This window comes from Enterobacter adelaidei (assembly GCF_041937165.1).
Classification (GTDB): Bacteria; Pseudomonadota; Gammaproteobacteria; order Enterobacterales; family Enterobacteriaceae; genus Enterobacter; species Enterobacter adelaidei.
The window spans coordinates 904,803-922,731 of record NZ_CP154353.1 but is presented as its reverse complement, the minus strand read 5'-3'; the positions used below and the strand labels follow the sequence as shown (position 1 = coordinate 922,731).

14 protein-coding genes and 4 pseudogenes are annotated in these 17,929 nt (G+C 53.0%); 9 read left to right on the top strand and 9 right to left on the bottom strand.

What is annotated here, in order from left to right:
- The first annotated feature begins 29 nt into the window (after nucleotides 1–29).
- Nucleotides 30–1,742 (top strand): lysophospholipid acyltransferase family protein, encoded by a 1,713-nt coding sequence (locus AAHF05_RS04505; protein WP_129323793.1) that lies wholly within the window; start codon nucleotides 30–32, stop codon nucleotides 1,740–1,742.
- A 26-nt stretch (nucleotides 1,743–1,768) separates the two neighbouring features.
- Here the strand turns inward: AAHF05_RS04505 and AAHF05_RS04500 are convergent.
- Nucleotides 1,769–2,167, bottom strand: a pseudogene (locus tag AAHF05_RS04500) (TauD/TfdA family dioxygenase); the annotation flags it as partial.
- Between the two features lie 95 nt (nucleotides 2,168–2,262).
- Between AAHF05_RS04500 and AAHF05_RS04495 the strand changes: the two are divergent.
- Complete coding sequence (locus tag AAHF05_RS04495; protein WP_001567368.1) at nucleotides 2,263–3,666, top strand: ISNCY-like element ISKpn21 family transposase; 1,404 nt, start codon at nucleotides 2,263–2,265, stop codon at nucleotides 3,664–3,666.
- A gap of 28 nt (nucleotides 3,667–3,694) precedes the next feature.
- Here AAHF05_RS04495 and AAHF05_RS04490 read toward each other — a convergent pair whose 3' ends face one another.
- A complete protein-coding gene (locus AAHF05_RS04490; RefSeq protein WP_001567369.1) occupies nucleotides 3,695–4,327 on the bottom strand; it encodes a DUF6904 family protein in 633 nt (210 codons plus the stop codon).
- A gap of 74 nt (nucleotides 4,328–4,401) precedes the next feature.
- On the opposite strand from AAHF05_RS04490, the pseudogene AAHF05_RS04485 reads away from it, so the two are divergent.
- From AAHF05_RS04485 to AAHF05_RS04475, 3 genes and pseudogenes are all read left to right on the top strand, one after another.
- Nucleotides 4,402–4,773: pseudogene (locus tag AAHF05_RS04485) on the top strand (IS5/IS1182 family transposase); the annotation flags it as partial.
- Nucleotides 4,774–4,804: 31 nt separating this feature from the next.
- Complete coding sequence (locus tag AAHF05_RS04480; protein WP_013815099.1) at nucleotides 4,805–5,773, top strand: IS5-like element IS903B family transposase; 969 nt, start codon at nucleotides 4,805–4,807, stop codon at nucleotides 5,771–5,773.
- Nucleotides 5,774–5,933: 160 nt separating this feature from the next.
- Nucleotides 5,934–6,749, top strand: a complete 816-nt coding sequence (locus AAHF05_RS04475; RefSeq protein WP_012695470.1) for an aminoglycoside O-phosphotransferase APH(3')-Ia — start codon at nucleotides 5,934–5,936, stop codon at nucleotides 6,747–6,749.
- A 136-nt stretch (nucleotides 6,750–6,885) separates the two neighbouring features.
- On the opposite strand, the gene AAHF05_RS04470 is transcribed toward AAHF05_RS04475, so the two are convergent.
- On the bottom strand, nucleotides 6,886–7,779 hold the full coding sequence (locus AAHF05_RS04470; RefSeq protein WP_012695469.1) for a LysR family transcriptional regulator: 894 nt from the start codon (nucleotides 7,777–7,779) through the stop codon (nucleotides 6,886–6,888).
- A gap of 193 nt (nucleotides 7,780–7,972) precedes the next feature.
- On the opposite strand from AAHF05_RS04470, the gene AAHF05_RS04465 reads away from it, so the two are divergent.
- The 3 genes and pseudogenes from AAHF05_RS04465 (at nucleotide 7,973) to AAHF05_RS04455 (ending at nucleotide 10,782) form a co-directional block, all read left to right on the top strand.
- Nucleotides 7,973–9,130: an iron-containing alcohol dehydrogenase gene (locus tag AAHF05_RS04465; protein ID WP_021243026.1), complete on the top strand. Its 1,158-nt coding sequence runs from the start codon at nucleotides 7,973–7,975 to the stop codon at nucleotides 9,128–9,130.
- Between the two features lie 86 nt (nucleotides 9,131–9,216).
- A pseudogene (locus AAHF05_RS04460) lies at nucleotides 9,217–9,783 on the top strand (MFS transporter); the annotation flags it as partial.
- A gap of 30 nt (nucleotides 9,784–9,813) precedes the next feature.
- Nucleotides 9,814–10,782: an IS5-like element IS903B family transposase gene (locus AAHF05_RS04455; RefSeq protein ID WP_022652343.1), complete on the top strand. Its 969-nt coding sequence runs from the start codon at nucleotides 9,814–9,816 to the stop codon at nucleotides 10,780–10,782.
- 140 nt (nucleotides 10,783–10,922) lie between these two features.
- Here the strand turns inward: AAHF05_RS04455 and AAHF05_RS04450 are convergent.
- The 6 genes and pseudogenes from AAHF05_RS04450 to mmuP form a co-directional block, all read right to left on the bottom strand.
- Nucleotides 10,923–11,381: pseudogene (locus AAHF05_RS04450) on the bottom strand (TauD/TfdA family dioxygenase); the annotation flags it as partial.
- A complete protein-coding gene (tauC, locus tag AAHF05_RS04445; protein ID WP_108090726.1) occupies nucleotides 11,378–12,205 on the bottom strand; it encodes a taurine ABC transporter permease TauC in 828 nt (275 codons plus the stop codon). The gene tauC and the pseudogene AAHF05_RS04450, both read right to left, overlap by 4 nt.
- Entirely contained in the window at nucleotides 12,202–12,969 is a 768-nt protein-coding gene (gene tauB / locus AAHF05_RS04440; protein WP_129323791.1) for a taurine ABC transporter ATP-binding subunit, read from the bottom strand. The genes tauC and tauB overlap by 4 nt, the downstream gene beginning before the upstream one ends.
- Nucleotides 12,970–12,979: 10 nt before the next feature.
- A complete protein-coding gene (gene tauA / locus AAHF05_RS04435) occupies nucleotides 12,980–13,942 on the bottom strand; it encodes a taurine ABC transporter substrate-binding protein (RefSeq protein ID WP_023293188.1) in 963 nt (320 codons plus the stop codon).
- Between the two features lie 172 nt (nucleotides 13,943–14,114).
- On the bottom strand, nucleotides 14,115–15,047 hold the full coding sequence (gene mmuM / locus AAHF05_RS04430; protein WP_129323790.1) for a homocysteine S-methyltransferase: 933 nt from the start codon (nucleotides 15,045–15,047) through the stop codon (nucleotides 14,115–14,117).
- Nucleotides 15,034–16,434, bottom strand: a complete 1,401-nt coding sequence (gene mmuP, locus AAHF05_RS04425; RefSeq protein ID WP_128348695.1) for an S-methylmethionine permease — start codon at nucleotides 16,432–16,434, stop codon at nucleotides 15,034–15,036. Before mmuP ends, mmuM begins: the two co-directional genes overlap by 14 nt.
- 341 nt (nucleotides 16,435–16,775) lie before the next feature.
- On the opposite strand from mmuP, the gene AAHF05_RS04420 reads away from it, so the two are divergent.
- Entirely contained in the window at nucleotides 16,776–17,885 is a 1,110-nt protein-coding gene (locus tag AAHF05_RS04420) for an AI-2E family transporter (RefSeq protein WP_028017702.1), read from the top strand.
- Nucleotides 17,886–17,929: the final 44 nt, after the last annotated feature.

Below are 17,929 nucleotides of genomic sequence, written 5' to 3'. Positions count from 1 at the left end.
GTCTTCGCAAGACGGCAGGAGGAGTAATCATGTTTAGCCTCGATAGCGTTCTCGACGATCTTTGGCCTCAGGCGAGGCCAGCACCCTGGCAAAAAAGTCTGTTAAAAAGACTGTTTTACGAAGAAGAATTCCAGCAATTTGCCGCTGCACACCGCCACCTGAAAGGTCTGGATATGGTGGAGCAAGTTCTGGAACACCTTGATATTCTCTGCACCGTTTCCGCCCGCGATCTCGAACAAATCCCCGAACATGGCCCACTGGTCATTATTGCCAACCACCCGACGGGTACGCTTGACGGGCTGGCGCTGTTGTACGCCGTCTCCAGGGTACGACGCGATGTCAAAGTCGTGACCAACCGGATGCTGACTCACCTTGAGCCACTCAGTTCGCTGTTTATTCCTGTGGATAATATGGGTGGCAGGACGGCGAAAACATCCCTGGTCCAGATGGAACAGCATCTGCAAAACGCAGGCGTGCTGATCTTCTTCCCGGCGGGAGAAGTTTCGCGGCCCACGCGTAAGGGTATTCGCGATAAAAAATGGCACTCTGGCTTTATCAAACTCGCCAGTAAACTGCGCGCCCCGCTACTGCCAGTGCATATTCAGGCGCATAACAGCCTGCTCTTTTATGCCAGCACGCTGGTATCCCCGACGCTGTCGATGTTGTTGCTCATGCAGCAGATGTTCCGCCGCCGCCATAGCCAGTTGCCGATTAAAATTGGCCAGCAGATTGCGTGGCAGCACTGGCATAGCGCCACCCTTTCGTCGCGTGAGATGGCCGAGCAGTGCCGACAGCACGTGATGCGTCTTGGCAAGGGAGTGCCTGGCGTCTTTAAAACCCAGTGTGCTATCGCCCGTCCGGAAGACCGGGCCACCCTGAAACGTGCGTTGGCGCAGGCTGAATGTCTGGGCAAAACCAGTGACGGTAAAACCATCTATCTTTGGCAGCGTAACGGTCAGGAGGATGTCCCACTGCTGCGTGAACTGGGCCGCCTGCGCGAGATTGCCTTTCGCGCGGTGGAAGAAGGGAGCGGTAAACGCCGTGACACCGACCGTTACGATGATGATTATCTGCACCTGATCTTGTGGGATGATGAAGATCTGGAGATCGTCGGCGCGTATCGATTTATGCCTACCGCCAGCCAGGTTGAGCGACGGGGTCTGGAAGGGTTGTACAGCTACAGCCTTTTCCACTACGACGACAAAATGCAGGATGTGCTGGAGCACGGCATTGAACTGGGGCGTAGCTTTATTCAGCCGCGTTACTGGGGACGCCGTGGACTGGATTACTTGTGGTCCGGCATTGGGGCGTACCTGGCGCGTTATCCGCACTATCGCTACCTGTTTGGCCCGGTCTCCATTTCCGGTGGCTTACCGCCTGCCGCACGGGATCTGCTGGTGGCGTTTTACCGCCTGTGGTTCCCGGCGACGCATCCATTAGCCGCCTCACGTCAGCCGTATCCCGCATCACTGCCGGACGTGCTCGCGCAGTTTGGCGGCGTGGATTACGTGGACGATCTGACAAAACTGAAATCCCTGCTCGGCAATCTGGGCTGCGGCATTCCACCGCTCTACAAGCAATATTCCGAGCTTTGCGAACCCGGCGGCGTACAGTTTATTGATTTCGGCAGCGACCCGACATTTAACGACTGCGTCGACGGACTGGTTCTGGTGGATTTGTGTTACCTGAAGGCGAACCGATATCAGCGGTATATTGAGGCACATTTACAACCCTCTTCCTAAAAGGAAGAGGGCCAGGTATGAGGGGATCAAGGCGCACGGTAAAACGGCTTATCGCCCAAAATCGTTGCCCGCTGCATAATCCGGCGCTGCGGCAGGTAATCCGCATTGGCGTAATGCTGAGTCACGCGGTTATCCCAGATCGCCAGATCGTTCTCCTGCCAGCGCCAGCGCACCTGAAATTCCGGTTTAGTGATATGCGCAAACAGGAAACTCAACAACGCCTCGCTCTCTTTTTCCGTCACGTCCACAATGCGCGTGGTGAACCCTTCGTTGACGAACAGCGCCTGCTTGCCCGTTACCGGGTGAGTACGCACGACCGGATGTAGCAACGGTGGATGCTTTGCAACCGCTTCCTGCCAGCGCTGATGTTCTTCTTCGCTCTTACGGTACTTGTACTCCTGGAACGATTTTTTGAAGTCATGCTGTAATGGCTCAATAGTAATGTCCGCCTGTGGCTCAATTCAGATGTCCGCGCTATGGTAAGCTTCACTGGTCCGTTTAAACTACCGGGAGGCATATCATGAGCGCAGAAAGCTCAGGAGTGTTTACTTTGAAAGAGATCAACCGGATCAAGATTATACAGGACGTCATTGAACGTCGCATCACAACGCGCCGTGCGGCCGAGCACCTCGGTATCAGCGACAGGCAATGCCGCAGACTTCTTGCCCGTTACCGTGAAGGCGGACCGCTTGGTATGGCCAGCAGACGATGTGGCATGCGTGGTAACCGCCAGTTGCCACCCGGGCTCGCAGATCAGGCTCTGGAACTGATCAAGACGCGTTATGCTGATTTCGGTCCGACTCTGGCGCGTGAAAAGCTCGAAGAACTCCACGGACTGTTTCTTGGCAAAGAAACTGTCCGGCGCATCATGGTGCGGGCTGGCTTATGGGTTCCCCGTAAACAACGTGCCGCAAGGATCCCTCAACCACGGTACCGGCGTCCGTGTACTGGTGAGCTGATACAAATAGATGGCTGTGATCACGACTGGTTTGAAGGCCGTGGCCCGGCCTGCACCGCGCTGGTCTATGTTGATGATGCAACCAGCAAACTGATGGAACTGTTGTTTGTTAAATCGGAGTCCACGTTTTCTTACTTCGAAGCCACGCGGCGCTATATCGATAAGCATGGTAAACCGCTGGCACTGTACAGCGATAAAGCCGGTGTTTTTCGTGTTAACAATAAACACGCCACAGGCGGAGACGGGCATACTCAGTTTGGGCGAGCCATGCATGAACTGAACATCCAGACTATCTGTGCAGAAACCAGTCCCGCCAAAGGGCGTGTAGAACGAGCTCACCTCACTTTACAGGATCGTCTGGTCAAAGAGCTGCGGTTACAGGGCATTTGTTCAATGGAGGCTGCAAATGACTTCGCTGAGGCCTATATGGCTGACTATAACCGCCGTTTTGGCAAAGTACCGCGACATGATTTTGACGTACACCGTGCTGTAGAACATGATGAGGACCTGGGGCTTATTTTCACTGTTCGTGAAAAACGTAAAGTCTCAAAATCGTTGACGATACAATATGATAAAATGTTGTACCTGATTGAAGACAGCGAACTGAGTCGCCGTGCAATAGGTAAATATATCGATGTGTATCACTATCCTGATGGCAGAAAAGAGCTGCGCCTGAACGGTACGCTACTTCCCTACTCTACCTACGACCGACTGTCAGAAATCGACCAGGGCGCGATTGTCGATAACAAGCGTCTTGGCCGAACCCTGGAGTTTATCAGTCTGGTGCAGAGCAAGCGGGATAACACGCGCTCTCAGTCAATTCCCGCTGGAGATGGCCCTTCCCGACGACGGCCAAAGCAGGAAGGGAAGAAATCCCAGCGCTCACTGGATAATGATGACATGCTCGAAGCACTCAAACAGCTTCAGTCACGTTCAGAGGACATTTTTGGTAAAAGAGCCCGCTGATGGTACTCACTGGCCGGACAGTGGTTGCTCACCAGTTGATATTGTCCGGCCAGACCCATGATGTATTATTCATTTCGTTCAGCATCTTTATGTCCTGCTTTTCACGGGCATACTTACCCCATAATGAATGAAAAGAACGAACAATACTGATTAACTGCTTTTTTCTTTGCTCCGGAGATAGGCTGATAAAATAGCAGCACCTGCTGTCAATATTATCCTCAATGAAATTAAAATCAGAGTCTGATGCATATTTTACTGTTAGCATAATATCATTCGACGTTGTTCTCTCAGACTCTGTTAATGCTGATTCTATCAGGTATTCAAAGGCATACATGACAGACAGCTGGTTTTTGTCTGTCTGAATATAACCCATTGAGTTTCTGAGTATTGAGGACTGTACCAGGACCAGAGGCCATAAAAGCTCAACACCATAAAGCTTATATGTATCATGTTGATCATACTGATGTTGCTCAACACGACGATTACCTTCCCGTGCTTTACGAATATCATAGGCAAGGGATAACATAAATCCGTCTTTAACTTTAATCAGTGGGCTTTCATCCACGATGTAATGAATGAGTTCATGTAATTCATTCAGGGCTTCTGAATCTCCCCACAGTATAAAACCTGCATTGTTCGGCGTTAACTCGTATCGAAGCATGGGCTCAATCATCCTGTTGTTTCAGTCGGAGGAAAGTCTATCGGCTTTGTTGAATAAATCGAACTTTTGCTGAGTTGAAGGATCAGATCACGCATCTTCCCGACAACGCAGACCGTTCCGTGGCAAAGCAAAAGTTCAAAATCACCAACTGGCCCACCTACAATAAAGCCCTCATCAACCGTGGCTCCATAACTTTCTGGCTGGATGATGAAGCTATTCAGGCCTGGTATGAGTCAGCAACACCTTCTTCACGAGGCAGACCTCAGCGCTATTCTGACCTTGCCATCACGACTGTGCTGGTCATTAAACGCGTATTCAGGCTGACCCTGCGCGCTGCGCAGGGCTTTATTGATTCCATTTTTTCTCTGATGAACGTTCCGCTACGCTGCCCGGATTACAGCTGTGTCAGCAGGCGGGCAAAGTCGGTTAACGTCAGTTTCAAAACGGCTTTGTTGAATAAATCGAACTTTTGCTGAGTTGAAGGATCAGATCACGTATCTTCCCGACAACGCAGACCGTTCCGTGGCAAAGCAAAAGTTCAAAATCACCAACTGGCCCACCTACAATAAAGCCCTCATCAACCGTGGCTCCATAACTTTCTGGCTGGATGATGAAGCTATTCAGGCCTGGTATGAGTCAGCAACACCTTCTTCACGAGGCAGACCTCAGCGCTATTCTGACCTTGCCATCACGACTGTGCTGGTCATTAAACGCGTGTTCAGGCTGACCCTGCGCGCTGCGCAGGGCTTTATTGATTCCATTTTTTCTCTGATGAACGTTCCGCTACGCTGCCCGGATTACAGCTGTGTCAGCAGGCGGGCAAAGTCGGTTAATGTCAGTTTCAAAACGCCCACCCGGGGTGAAATCGCGCATCTGGTGATTGATTCCACCGGGCTGAAGGTCTTCGGTGAAGGCGAGTGGAAAGTCAAAAAGCATGGCCAGGAACGCCGCCGTATCTGGCGTAAGCTGCATCTCGCCGTTGACAGTAAAACACATGAAATCATCTGTGCAGACCTGTCGCTGAACAATGTGACGGACTCAGAAGCCTTCCCGGGTCTTATCCGGCAGACTCACAGAAAAATCAGGGCAGCATCGGCAGACGGCGCTTACGACACCCGGCTCTGTCACGATGAACTGCGGCGTAAGAAAATCAGCGCGCTTATCCCGCCCCGAAAAGGCGCGGGTTACTGGCCCGGTGAATATGCAGACCGTAACCGTGCAGTGGCTAATCAGCGAATGACCGGGAGTAATGCGCGGTGGAAATGGACAACAGATTACAACCGTCGCTCGATAGCGGAAACGGCGATGTACCGGGTAAAACAGCTGTTCGGGGGTTCACTGACGCTGCGTGACTACGATGGTCAGGTTGCGGAGGCTATGGCCCTGGTACGAGCGCTGAACAAAATGACGAAAGCAGGTATGCCTGAAAGCGTGCGTATTGCCTGAAAACACAACCCGCTACGGGGGAGACTTACCCGAAATCTGATTTATTCAACAAAGCCACGTTGTGTCTCAAAATCTCTGATGTTACATTGCACAAGATAAAAATATATCATCATGAACAATAAAACTGTCTGCTTACATAAACAGTAATACAAGGGGTGTTATGAGCCATATTCAACGGGAAACGTCTTGCTCGAGGCCGCGATTAAATTCCAACCTGGATGTTGATTTATATGGGTATAGATGGGCTCGCGATAATGTCGGGCAATCAGGTGCGACAATCTATCGATTGTATGGGAAGCCCGATGCGCCAGAGTTGTTTCTGAAACATGGCAAAGGTAGCGTTGCCAATGATGTTACAGATGAGATGGTCAGACTAAACTGGCTGACGGCATTTATGCCTCTTCCGACCATCAAGCATTTTATCCGTACTCCTGATGATGCATGGTTACTCACCACTGCGATCCCCGGGAAAACAGCATTCCAGGTATTAGAAGAATATCCTGATTCAGGTGAAAATATTGTTGATGCGCTGGCAGCGTTCCTGCGCCGGTTGCATTCGATTCCTGTTTGTAATTGTCCTTTTAACAGCGATCGCGTATTTCGTCTCGCTCAGGCGCAATCACGAATGAATAACGGTTTGGTTGATGCGAGTGATTTTGATGACGAGCGTAATGGCTGGCCTGTTGAACAAGTCTGGAAAGAAATGCATAAGCTTTTGCCATTCTCACCGGATTCAGTCGTCACTCATGGTGATTTCTCACTTGATAACCTTATTTTTGACGAGGGGAAATTAATAGGTTGTATTGATGTTGGACGAGTCGGAATCGCAGACCGATACCAGGATCTTGCCATCCTATGGAACTGCCTCGGTGAGTTTTCTCCTTCATTACAGAAACGGCTTTTTCAAAAATATGGTATTGATAATCCTGATATGAATAAATTGCAGTTTCATTTGATGCTCGATGAGTTTTTCTAATCAGAATTGGTTAATTGGTTGTAACACTGGCAGAGCATTACGCTGACTTGACGGGACGGCGCTTCCCTACCCTCATGGCCGCCTCCCAGGAATCGACCCAGGTGCTTATCGTGGACATAATCCTTTACTCATAAATTTATCTTATTCCATTATTGTACCTGTCGCGCAAAAGTTGCAGAAAAGCCATAAACGCAGGAGAATCCTGTCGGCGGTGAGGATAATAAATATGGTAGCCGTCAAAATATGGACACCACTCGGTCAGAACAGCAATCAGCTTGCCGCTTTTGATATATCCATCTGCAACATACTCGGGAATATAGGCAATCCCCAGCCCGTCTAATGCTGCATCGAGCTGATGAATCGTGCTGTTCGCAATATATTGCCCTTTGACTTTCAGACTGAATTTCTGAGCATCTTTCTCGAATTCCCAGGCGTACAATCCACTCGTATCAGAATAGCGGACGTTAATGCAGTTGTGGTTCAAAAGATCCTGCGGCTTCCTGGGCTTAGCATAACGCTTAAAATAATCTGGTGCAGCAACAACAAGCTGGCGCCAGTTCTGGCTTATTTTTGCGGCAATCATATCATTATTCAGAACATCGCCCGGACGAATCCCGGCATCAAAACGCTGATCAACAATATCTGTAAATCCATAGTCAATGCCGATTTCAATCTGAATATCTGGGTAGCGACTCAGAAAGTCCGGTAATACAGGACGGATCAAATACTGGATAACATCATCTGCCGCCGTGAGGCGTATGACGCCAGTGGGTTTTTCCCTAAGCTCACTCAACCGACTAATAGCATCATCAACCTGTTCCATTAACGGGCCAACTTCGTTAATGAGCCTTTCACCTGCTTCCGTAGTGGAGATACTGCGGGTGGTTCTGGCCAGCAGGCGGATCCCAAGCCTTTCCTCAAGAGATTTCACCGTGTGGCTGATGGCTGAGGGTGTCACACCTATTTCAGCTGCGGCTTTGGTAAAGCTTTTCAGCCTGGCCACTGTTAAAAAAACCTTTAATTCATCCACACGATTCCTCCTCCTCGGTCCCTACTGGAGACGTCAGCGTACCAGTCTGTCATTAATTATCAAATAAATTTCACAAGTAAGTGAAATTTATGTTGATTAATAAATAAAATTCAAAATGGTACTTTATATTCCACGACGTGAATATGTCCTCGTTGTAGTGACGGCTTTTAATTCTGAAAATGAGGTAATCATTATGCAAGATTTTATCTATCATAATCCGGTAAAAATTCTTTTTGGTCGCGATCAAATTTCTGCGTTAGCACAAGAAGTCCCGCAGGGTAAAAAGGTCATGATTGTCTATGGCGGGGGCAGCGTTATAAAACACGGTATATTGAAACGCGTAAAAGAGTCCCTGACAAACACCCTGGTTTATGAGTTTGGCGGTGTAGAAGCAAACCCTCATTATGAAACCCTGATGAAAGCCGTTGAGATTGTCAGAACAGAAAAAATTGATTTTCTTCTGGCCGTGGGCGGCGGTTCAGTGATCGACGGGACTAAATTTATTGCCGCCGCAGCCCTCTACGAAAATGATCCATGGGAGATCGTCAAGAGTTATGGCGGCGTGGTGAAACAAGCTCTCCCTTTTGGATGCGTGCTGACCCTGGCGGCCACGGGTTCAGAGATGAATAACACGGCGGTGATTAATCGGGTGACCACCCAGGATAAACTCTTTTTCACCTCCCCTTACGTTATGCCGAAATTTTCAGTGCTCGAACCGGAAATGACCTACACGCTGCCTGAACAACAAACCGCAAACGGGGTTGTTGATGCCTTTGTCCACGTTCTTGAGCAATACATTACTTACCCGGTTAACGCTAAGGTGCAGGATCGCCTGGCGGAAGGACTGCTGAGCACGCTGAAAGAAGAAGGCCCAGTAGCCCTTAAAAATCCACAGAACTACGACGCCAGAGCTAACATCATGTGGGCTGCGACGATGGCCCTGAATGGAATGTTGAGCGCAGGTGTCCCAACTGACTGGGCTTCTCACATGATTGGCCAGGAAATTACTGCATTATACGGAATCGACCACGCCCGTACCCTCGCTATCGTTATGCCTGCACTATGGCGCTTGTGCAAAAAGGAAAAAGCAGAAAAGCTGGCTCAGTACGGTGCGCGTGTCTGGAATATTCCTGAGTCTGATAGCGAAAAAATGGCCGATGAGGCTATCAATGCCACCGTGGAATTTTTTGAACTGATGGGCGTTAAAACCCGACTTTCTGATTATGGTCTGGGCGCGGAAGATATTTCAGCTGTTATCGGCAAGTTAAAAGAACATGGGCACATCGCATTAGGTGAACATGGAAAAATTACTGCTGAAGTGGCGGAAACAATACTGAACATGGCACTTTAATTGACTAACGATCTACTCTATTAGGCGCTAAGCCTGCGCACCTGGCAGGCTTAATTAAACATTAACGGTATTGCAAAATGCAGAAAATGAATGACACATTTCCCTATATGCCATTAATGGCTTTTGCGATGACCGGATTTATTTGCATCATGACGGAAACTATTCCAGCAGGATTATTGCCAGAAATCAGTAAGGGAATGAATATTTCGCTGGCTAGCGCAGGCCAGTGGGTCACCGTCTACGCCCTCGGGTCATTATTTGCCGCTATTCCGTTAACTATCGTTACCCGGTCGTGGAATCGGAAATATGTCTTATTAATGACCGTAGCGGGATTCTTCATTTTTAATACCATTACCGCACTTTCATCAAATGTTTACCTGACCCTGTTAGCGCGTTTGGGGGCCGGGGCGGCTGCGGGACTGGCGTGGAGCCTGCTGGCGGGGTTTTCACGCCGAATTGTTGAGCCGCTTCATCAGGGTCGGGCTATGGCGATAGCCATGGCTGGGACACCGCTGGCGCTCTCACTAGGCGTTCCGCTGGGAACCTGGCTTGGGCATTATCTTGGCTGGCGCCTGACGTTCGGTATTATGTCAGTACTTTCGCTGTTACTAATGATATGGATCCGTATCAGCGTTCCGGACTCTGCGGGGCGGCTTTGTTGAATAAATCGAACTTTTGCTGAGTTGAAGGATCAGATCACGCATCTTCCCGACAACGCAGACCGTTCCGTGGCAAAGCAAAAGTTCAAAATCACCAACTGGCCCACCTACAATAAAGCCCTCATCAACCGTGGCTCCATAACTTTCTGGCTGGATGATGAAGCTATTCAGGCCTGGTATGAGTCAGCAACACCTTCTTCACGAGGCAGACCTCAGCGCTATTCTGACCTTGCCATCACGACTGTGCTGGTCATTAAACGCGTATTCAGGCTGACCCTGCGCGCTGCGCAGGGCTTTATTGATTCCATTTTTTCTCTGATGAACGTTCCGCTACGCTGCCCGGATTACAGCTGTGTCAGCAGGCGGGCAAAGTCGGTTAACGTCAGTTTCAAAACGTTCACCCGGGGTGAAATCGCGCATCTGGTGATTGATTCCACCGGGCTGAAGGTCTTTGGTGAAGGCGAGTGGAAAGTCAAAAAGCATGGCCAGGAACGCCGTCGTATATGGCGAAAGTTGCATCTGGCAGTTGACAGCAACACACATGAAATCATCTGTGCAGACCTGTCGCTGAACAATGTGACGGACTCAGAAGCCTTCCCGGGTCTTATCCGGCAGACTCACAGAAAAATCAGGGCAGCATCGGCAGACGGCGCTTACGACACCCGGCTCTGTCACGATGAACTGCGGCGTAAGAAAATCAGCGCGCTTATCCCACCCCGAAAAGGTGCGGGTTACTGGCCCGGTGAATATGCAGACCGTAACCGTGCAGTGGCTAATCAGCGAATGACCGGGAGTAATGCGCGGTGGAAATGGACAACAGATTACAACCGTCGCTCGATAGCGGAAACGGCGATGTACCGGGTAAAACAGCTGTTCGGGGGTTCACTGACGCTGCGTGACTACGATGGTCAGGTTGCGGAGGCTATGGCCCTGGTACGAGCGCTGAACAAAATGACGAAAGCAGGTATGCCTGAAAGCGTGCGTATTGCCTGAAAACACAACCCGCTACGGGGGAGACTTACCCGAAATCTGATTTATTCAACAAAGCCAAGTCTATCAGTAAAGAGAATGAGAGATCAAAGTGGTCATTTTAATTGAGCTGGATAACGGACATTTCAATTGAGCCTTGACACATGCTCCGCCCGCAAGCCGCTCAGCAGCGTCCGGAACGGCGCGGACAACGCTTCAAAGGCCGCTATGCCGCTAGCCCACAGCGTATCGCCGCCGGTTTCCGGTAACAGCTTCGCCGCCAGGATCGCCCCGGCAGGCGGCGTCTCGATAAAGGTCACATCAGTGTGCCAGTTGTCGTTATCCGGTGGATTATCGTTGTGGGTATCCAGAACGATAATCTCCTCCACGCCTTCCGCATGCGGATAGACGGGGTGGATATGCAGGTCACCAAAACGCAGCGCCAGGGCGCGCTGCTGCTGCGGGGTTATCGCCTGTTCGCGCAGGAACACCACCTGATGGCGCAGTACTGCGTGGTACAACTGCTCGAACTGGTTATCGCTCAGCGGGCGGGTCACATCCAGCCCCGACACCTGCGCGCCAATGTACGGCCCCAGCGGGGTAATGGTCAGACGTTCACTCATTGTATTTCTCCATGCCAGGGCGTCAGGCGGCGCTGTAACGCGCGCAGCCCCAGTTCTAATCCAAAGGCAATCACGGCGATCACCGCAATTCCAGCCAGTACCACGTCAGTCGCCAAGAACTCTCCGGCAGACTGCACCATAAATCCAAGACCGCGCGTGGCTGCAATCAGCTCCGCCGCCACCAGCGTGGACCAGCCCACGCCGAGGCCGATGCGCAGTCCGGTTAAAATCTCCGGCAGTGCGCCGGGTAAAATCACGAACAACAGCACCTGCGTGCGGCTTGCTCCCAGCGACTGCGCCGCGCGGATCCGCACCTGCTGGGCGCTCTTCACTCCCGCCAGCGCCGACATGGCGACCGGGGCGAAAATCGCCAGATAAATCAGCAGAATTTTTGACGTTTCACCAATACCAAACCAGATAACCATCAGCGGCAGGTACGCCAGCGGCGGCACCGGGCGGTAAAGCTCAATCAGCGGGTCGAGAATGCCGCGAACAGTCGGGCTCAACCCCATCGCAATTCCCACCGGAATACCAATGATGACCGCCGCCAGCAGCGCCACCAGAATACGGGCCAGGCTTGCGCCTAAGTGCTGCCACAGCGTGGCATCCATAAAGCCCTGCGGCCCGGCGATGGAAATAAGTTTGGCCAGCACCTGTCCCGGCGGTGGCAGAAACAGTGGGCTAATCCACTGCTGGGCGGCCACCAGCCACCACACCGCCAGTAATGCCAGCAGCGTGCCGACGCTCAGTGTGATTTGGTGCGAGAAAGGCCAGCGCAGCACCATACGCGTGCGGCGCGTTTTTTCACTGAAGACGATGCTCATGAGAACGCCTCCCGTTGTTCAAACACGCGGCTTAAGACGTATTCACGCTGTTCGATAAACAGCGGATCGGATTTGATGCTGCGCACGGGTTCTCCTGTGACGTAGCGGCGGGCAAACTCAAGCGGCAGGCGTTCCAGTACGCGCCCAGGCCCTGGCGATAACAACACCAGTTCGGTGGCCATAAATACCGCCTCTTCAATATCATGCGTGATCAGCAGCACCTGTTTGCCGGTTTCATGCCACAGGCGCAGCAGCAGGGTTTGCATCTGCTCCCGGGTGAAGGCGTCGAGCGCCCCGAACGGCTCGTCCAGCAGCAACAGCTGCGGATTCGCTGCCAGCGCGCGGGCAATACCTACGCGCTGGCGCTGACCGCCGGAAAGCTGCCAGATAAAGCGTTTTTCCGCCCCTTCCAGCCCCACTTTTTTCAGCATCTCCCGTGCCGTTTCCAGCCGCTGTTCGCGATTGATGCCCGCAAGCTGTAGCCCAAACGCCACGTTTTCCTGCACGTTGCGCCAGGGAAGTAATCCTTCGTTCTGGAAGACCACGCCGCGCTCGGCGCCTGGGCCTTCCACCTTTTTGCCTTCCAGTTGAATGGTGCCATGCTGATAAGGGACAAACCCGGCGATCAGATTCAGCAGCGTGGTTTTTCCGCACCCGGACGGGCCCAGCACCACCAGCAGTTCACCGCTGTCCAGCGTCAGGTTGATATCCTCCAGCGCGGGTTTACCAGCGTAATCGGCATACAGATTTGTAATATTCAGCATGGCGGACTCCTTATTTCACAAAACGATCGGTCACGTACTGGCTGTAATCAGCGGCCACCGCAGGCACTTTGCCCTGCTCTTTCAGGAAGGTGGCGGTATCCACAATCGCTTTGTTCACCGGCCCGGTCAGCTGCTGCACCTGCTGCGCGGGGGTGAGATAGGTATTGCCTTTCACCAGCCCCGGTACGTCCGCTTCCGGCACGCCGCTCAGGCGGGAGAGTTTCTCCAGGTTGGCGGGCTGCTTCAGCCATTCATCCGGGTTGCTGATATAGGGCTGCTGGGCGTCAATCGCGCTTTTGGCGAAGGCTTTCACCACCTCAGGGTGTTTCTCGGCGAAGTCTTTACGCACGACCCACACGTCGAGTGTTGGCGCGCCCCACTGGCCCACTTTTTCCGAGTCGGTCAGCACGGTACCGTCTTTTTCCAGTTCGTTGACAGCCGGTGCCCAGACGTATGCGCCGTCAATATCGCCTCGCTGCCAGGCCGCGATAATTGCCGGCGGCTGCAGGTTGATAATTTGTACCTGACCCGGTTTGATGCCCCAGTGTTTCAACGCCGCCAGCAGGCTGTAGTGGGTGGTGGAGATAAACGGCACAGCGATGCGTTTACCGATCAGATCTTCCGGTTTGGTGATGTTTTTCTTCACCACCAGCGCTTCAGAGTTACCGAGCTGCGAGGCGAGCAGGAACACCTCAATCGGCACCTGCTGGCTGGCCGCAACCGCCAGCGGGCTGGATCCGATATTGCCGATCTGCACATCGCCGGAGGCTAACGCACGCACGACGGACGCCCCGCTGTCGAACTTGCGCCAGTCAACCTTCGCGCCGCTCTCTTTGGCAAAGGTGTTGTCCGCCTGCGCGACTTTCGCCGGTTCCGCAGAGGTTTGATACGCGACGGTGACGTCTACCGCCTGCGCCTGAAATGCCCACAGCGCCAGTGCGCCGAGAAGAGTGATTCGCGATGAAATTGCCATAGTGCCTGCTCCCCTTGTTGTTATGAGGGCAGTATTTCCGGCGCGGGAATTTTGATAAAGGAATAAAAATGAATCGCTCATAACGATTCGTTTTTAGATAAAAAGCGGGAAAGGATAGTTGATTTTGTGCGGTGTTGTTTTTTCCCTCTCCCTGTGGGAGAGGGTGAGGGCATCAGCGCTGCGCGTTCAGCTCAGCAATATCTTTCGGCGTGGTCCGACAGCATCCACCGATTAATTTGGCCCCTGCATCCAGCCACTGCGGCAAATACCCTGCCAGCGTCTCGCACGCTTCACCGTGGTGGTGCCAGGTTTTGGTTACCGCGTCATAATGCTCGCCCGAGTTCGGGTAAACCACCAGCGGCAGCGAGGTCAGACTTTGCAGGTGTTTCAGCGCCGCGGTGGTGTTTTCCAGCGCGATGCAGTTGATGCCCAGCGCGACAATCTGCGGATAATGCCCCAGCTTCGCAATCACTTCCCGCAGCGGCGTACCGTCGCTCAGGTGTTCGCTGTCCCGCAGGGTAAAGGAGAACCACGCCCGGGCGCGGGGATACTCGGCCAGGAGTGCCGCCAGCGCTTTGATTTCCCCAAAAGACGGCAGCGTTTCGCAGGCCAACAGATCCGCTCCCGCATCCAGTAGCGCTTCTACGCGTGGACGGTGGAAGGTGGTGAACTCTTCTTCGCTGCGTACATAGTCGCCACGATACTCAGAGCCGTCCGCCAGATACGCACCATACGGCCCAACGGAACCGGCCACCAGCAGCGTACCCGCATGTGGGTTTTCAGCCAGATACGCTTCACGCGCCTTACGCGCCAGTTCCACGCTTTTGCCAATTAACGCCCGAGATTGCGCCTCGTCCAGACCGCGCGCTGCAAAGCCCGCAGGCGTGGCCTGATAGCTGGCGGTGATCGCCACCTGCGCGCCTGCCCGGTAGTAGTCGAGGTGAACTTCACGGATAAGATCCGGGTTTTCGACCAGCACTTTGGCAGACCAGAGGCTGTCTGCAAGATTACAACCACGAGCTTCCAGCTCCGTTGCCATCGCGCCATCCAGCACCACAAACGGCTGTTTTTCGAGGATGGCGGTAAGCGGATTATTCTGCGACATGTTCAGGCTCCTGCGATGTCATATTTCGGGTCAGGTAGTAGGCACCATAACACAGGGCAACAAACGGAAGCCCGCAATAAAGGGCAATGCGCTGGCTTGGGTCAAACCACAGCCCAACACAGGCCACCACACAGAGGATAAATCCGAGCACGGGAACCAGCGGATACCATGGCGCGCGGTACTGCAAAGCCGAGAGAGGCTGGCCGGACTGTAAATGACGACGACGGAAAACAAAGTGCGACGCACAGATGCTGATCCACACCGCCACCACCGCAAAGCCAGAAATCGCCGACAGCGCCACAAACACCGTGTCCGGTGCCACCACGCTTGAGAACAGCGCCAGCACGCCGCCAAGCATAGAAACGGATAGCGCCGTCAGCGGTACGCCGTTCTTATTAACGCGAGCAAAACAGCGCGGCAGCGTTTTCTCGTTCGAAAGCGACCACAGCATGCGGCCCGAAGCATACAGCCCGGAGTTGGCCGCCGAGAGGATCGCCGTCAAAATCACAAAGTTAAAGATATCTGCCGCATAAGGAATGCCGACCTTTTCAAACACCAGCACGAACGGACTCTTTTCCACTCCCGCCTGCTGCATCGGGATCAGCGCCGCCAGTACAAATACGGTACCGATAAAGAAGATAATCAGGCGTGCGATAGTGGTACGGATAGCGACCGGAATCACCTTGTGCGGATTTTCCGTCTCTCCGGCAGCAATACCGATAAGCTCTGTGCCGGAGAAAGCAAAGTTCACCGCCACCATGGTCATCAGGATCGGCAGGCCACCGTGCGGGAACCAGCCTTCAGCCGTAATATTGGTTAAGCCTGGCGCAGGCGAACCATCCTGCATTGGGATAAAACCAAAGATTGCCGCACCGCCAAGAATAATAAAGGCGATGATGGTGATCACTTTGACCAGCGAGAACCAGAACTCGCCCTCGGCGAAGAAGCGCGTGGAGATCACGTTCAGGCCAAAAATCACCGCGCAGAACACGACACACCAGGCCCAGACGGGTACCTGCGGGAACCAGTACTGCATGCAGAACCCAGCGGCAGTAAAGCTCGACCCGAGCGCTACCGTCCAGGTCAGCCAGTAGAGCCATGCCACGGTATAACCCGTCGCCGGACCCAGATAGCGTGCGGCGTAGACGTGAAATGCGCCGGTTTCCGGCATCGCCACGGAGAGCTCGCCCAGACACTGCATCACCAGCCAGACCACCAGCGCGCCTATCAGGTACGCCAGCAGCGTACCTGCTGCCCCGGTCGTGGAAATGATGTAGCCGGTATTGAAGAATAACCCTGTCCCAATCACGCCACCCAGCGAGAGCATTATCAGGTGGCGTGTTTTCATGGTGCGCTTAAGCTGCCCATTTTCTTGTTGTGTTTGCATATTACCTTCTATACGTATGGACATCTAAACATCCAAAGAAGGTGTGTTATACCGCGATTGTTAATAAAAAGCTAGATGACCAGACGCAAACGGGCGCGCCGCGCGCTGAGTCTGGGGTGGGTGGTGAGGATCACATAAAGAATCGGACGCCAGGCCATAAGCACCTCCGCAAGCAGATACATACAGCATGGTGCGGGAAGAGGCGATCTTCGGTCAGTCGAAAGTGGTATCCGTGAAGAGCGGATTCATACCGTAACACTGCCCGCCACCCGGCGTAATGTTGGTAATTCTCACAATCAGTTCTATAGTCGACACAGTTTCTTAGTAACCAGGACTGACTGATGCGCTTTAACGGACTGACCAAAGGTTTCTTTATTTTTATACTTGCCCTTGTCACCTGGGCCTTCTTCGACGTGCTGTCGCCCTACTTCTCCGCGATACTGTGGGCCGCGATCCTGACGGTCATTTTTAACCCGGTAAAAAACAGATTGCGCGCCGCGCTAGGGGATCGCAACGGGTTGGCCTCGCTGCTGACCATCGGCATCATCTGCCTGATTGTGTTCATCCCGTTGATGGTGATCCTCTCCTCACTCGCCATTGAGTTGAACGTGGTTTACACCAAGCTACAGGAGAACAACACGCAATTCCCGGAAGTAGTGGCAAGCATCTTCAACCACCTGCCAGACTGGGCCAGTGGTTTCCTGGCGGATCACAACCTGAACAACGCGGCACAGATTCAGAAAAAACTCTCGGATGTCGCCCTGCAGGGTGGACAGTATCTGGCCGGCAGCGCGTTTCTGATTGGCAAAGGGACGTTTGGCTTTGCGATTAGCTTCGGCATCATGCTTTATCTGCTGTTCTTCCTGCTGAAAGACGGCCCGTATCTGGTGCGCCAGATCCTCGACTCCCTCCCCCTCTCGGATTTCGCCAAGCAGCACCTGTTCGCCAAATTCGTCGGCGTGTCCCGTGCCACGGTAAAAGGAACAGCGGCGGTGGCGGTGGTTCAGGGCATCCTCGGCGGGATTGCGTTTGCTATTGCGGGTATTGACGGCAGCGTGCTCTGGGGCGCGCTGATGGCGTTCCTCTCGCTGGTGCCCGCCATCGGCTCGGCGATTGTCTGGGTGCCTGCCGCCATCTTCCTGTTCGCCACGCATCAGATCTGGCAGGGGCTGTTTATTGTGGGCTTCTTCGTGATCATCGTTGGGCTGGTAGACAATATCTTGCGCCCGCTGCTGGTGGGAAAAGACACCAAAATGCCGGACTATCTGATTTTGATCTCCACTCTTGGCGGCATGGAGCTGTACGGCATTAATGGCTTTGTAATTGGCCCGCTGATCGCCGCGCTGTTTATTGCCTGCTGGAACCTCTTCTCCGGGCGCGATCACGAAGGTAACGCCGAAGAACTGGACGCCGATTTCATCGAAGAAGGAAAAAACCCTCCAGATTTGTGATGATGTGACGATAAAGACCACACCAGGCGGCGCTGTGCCGCCTT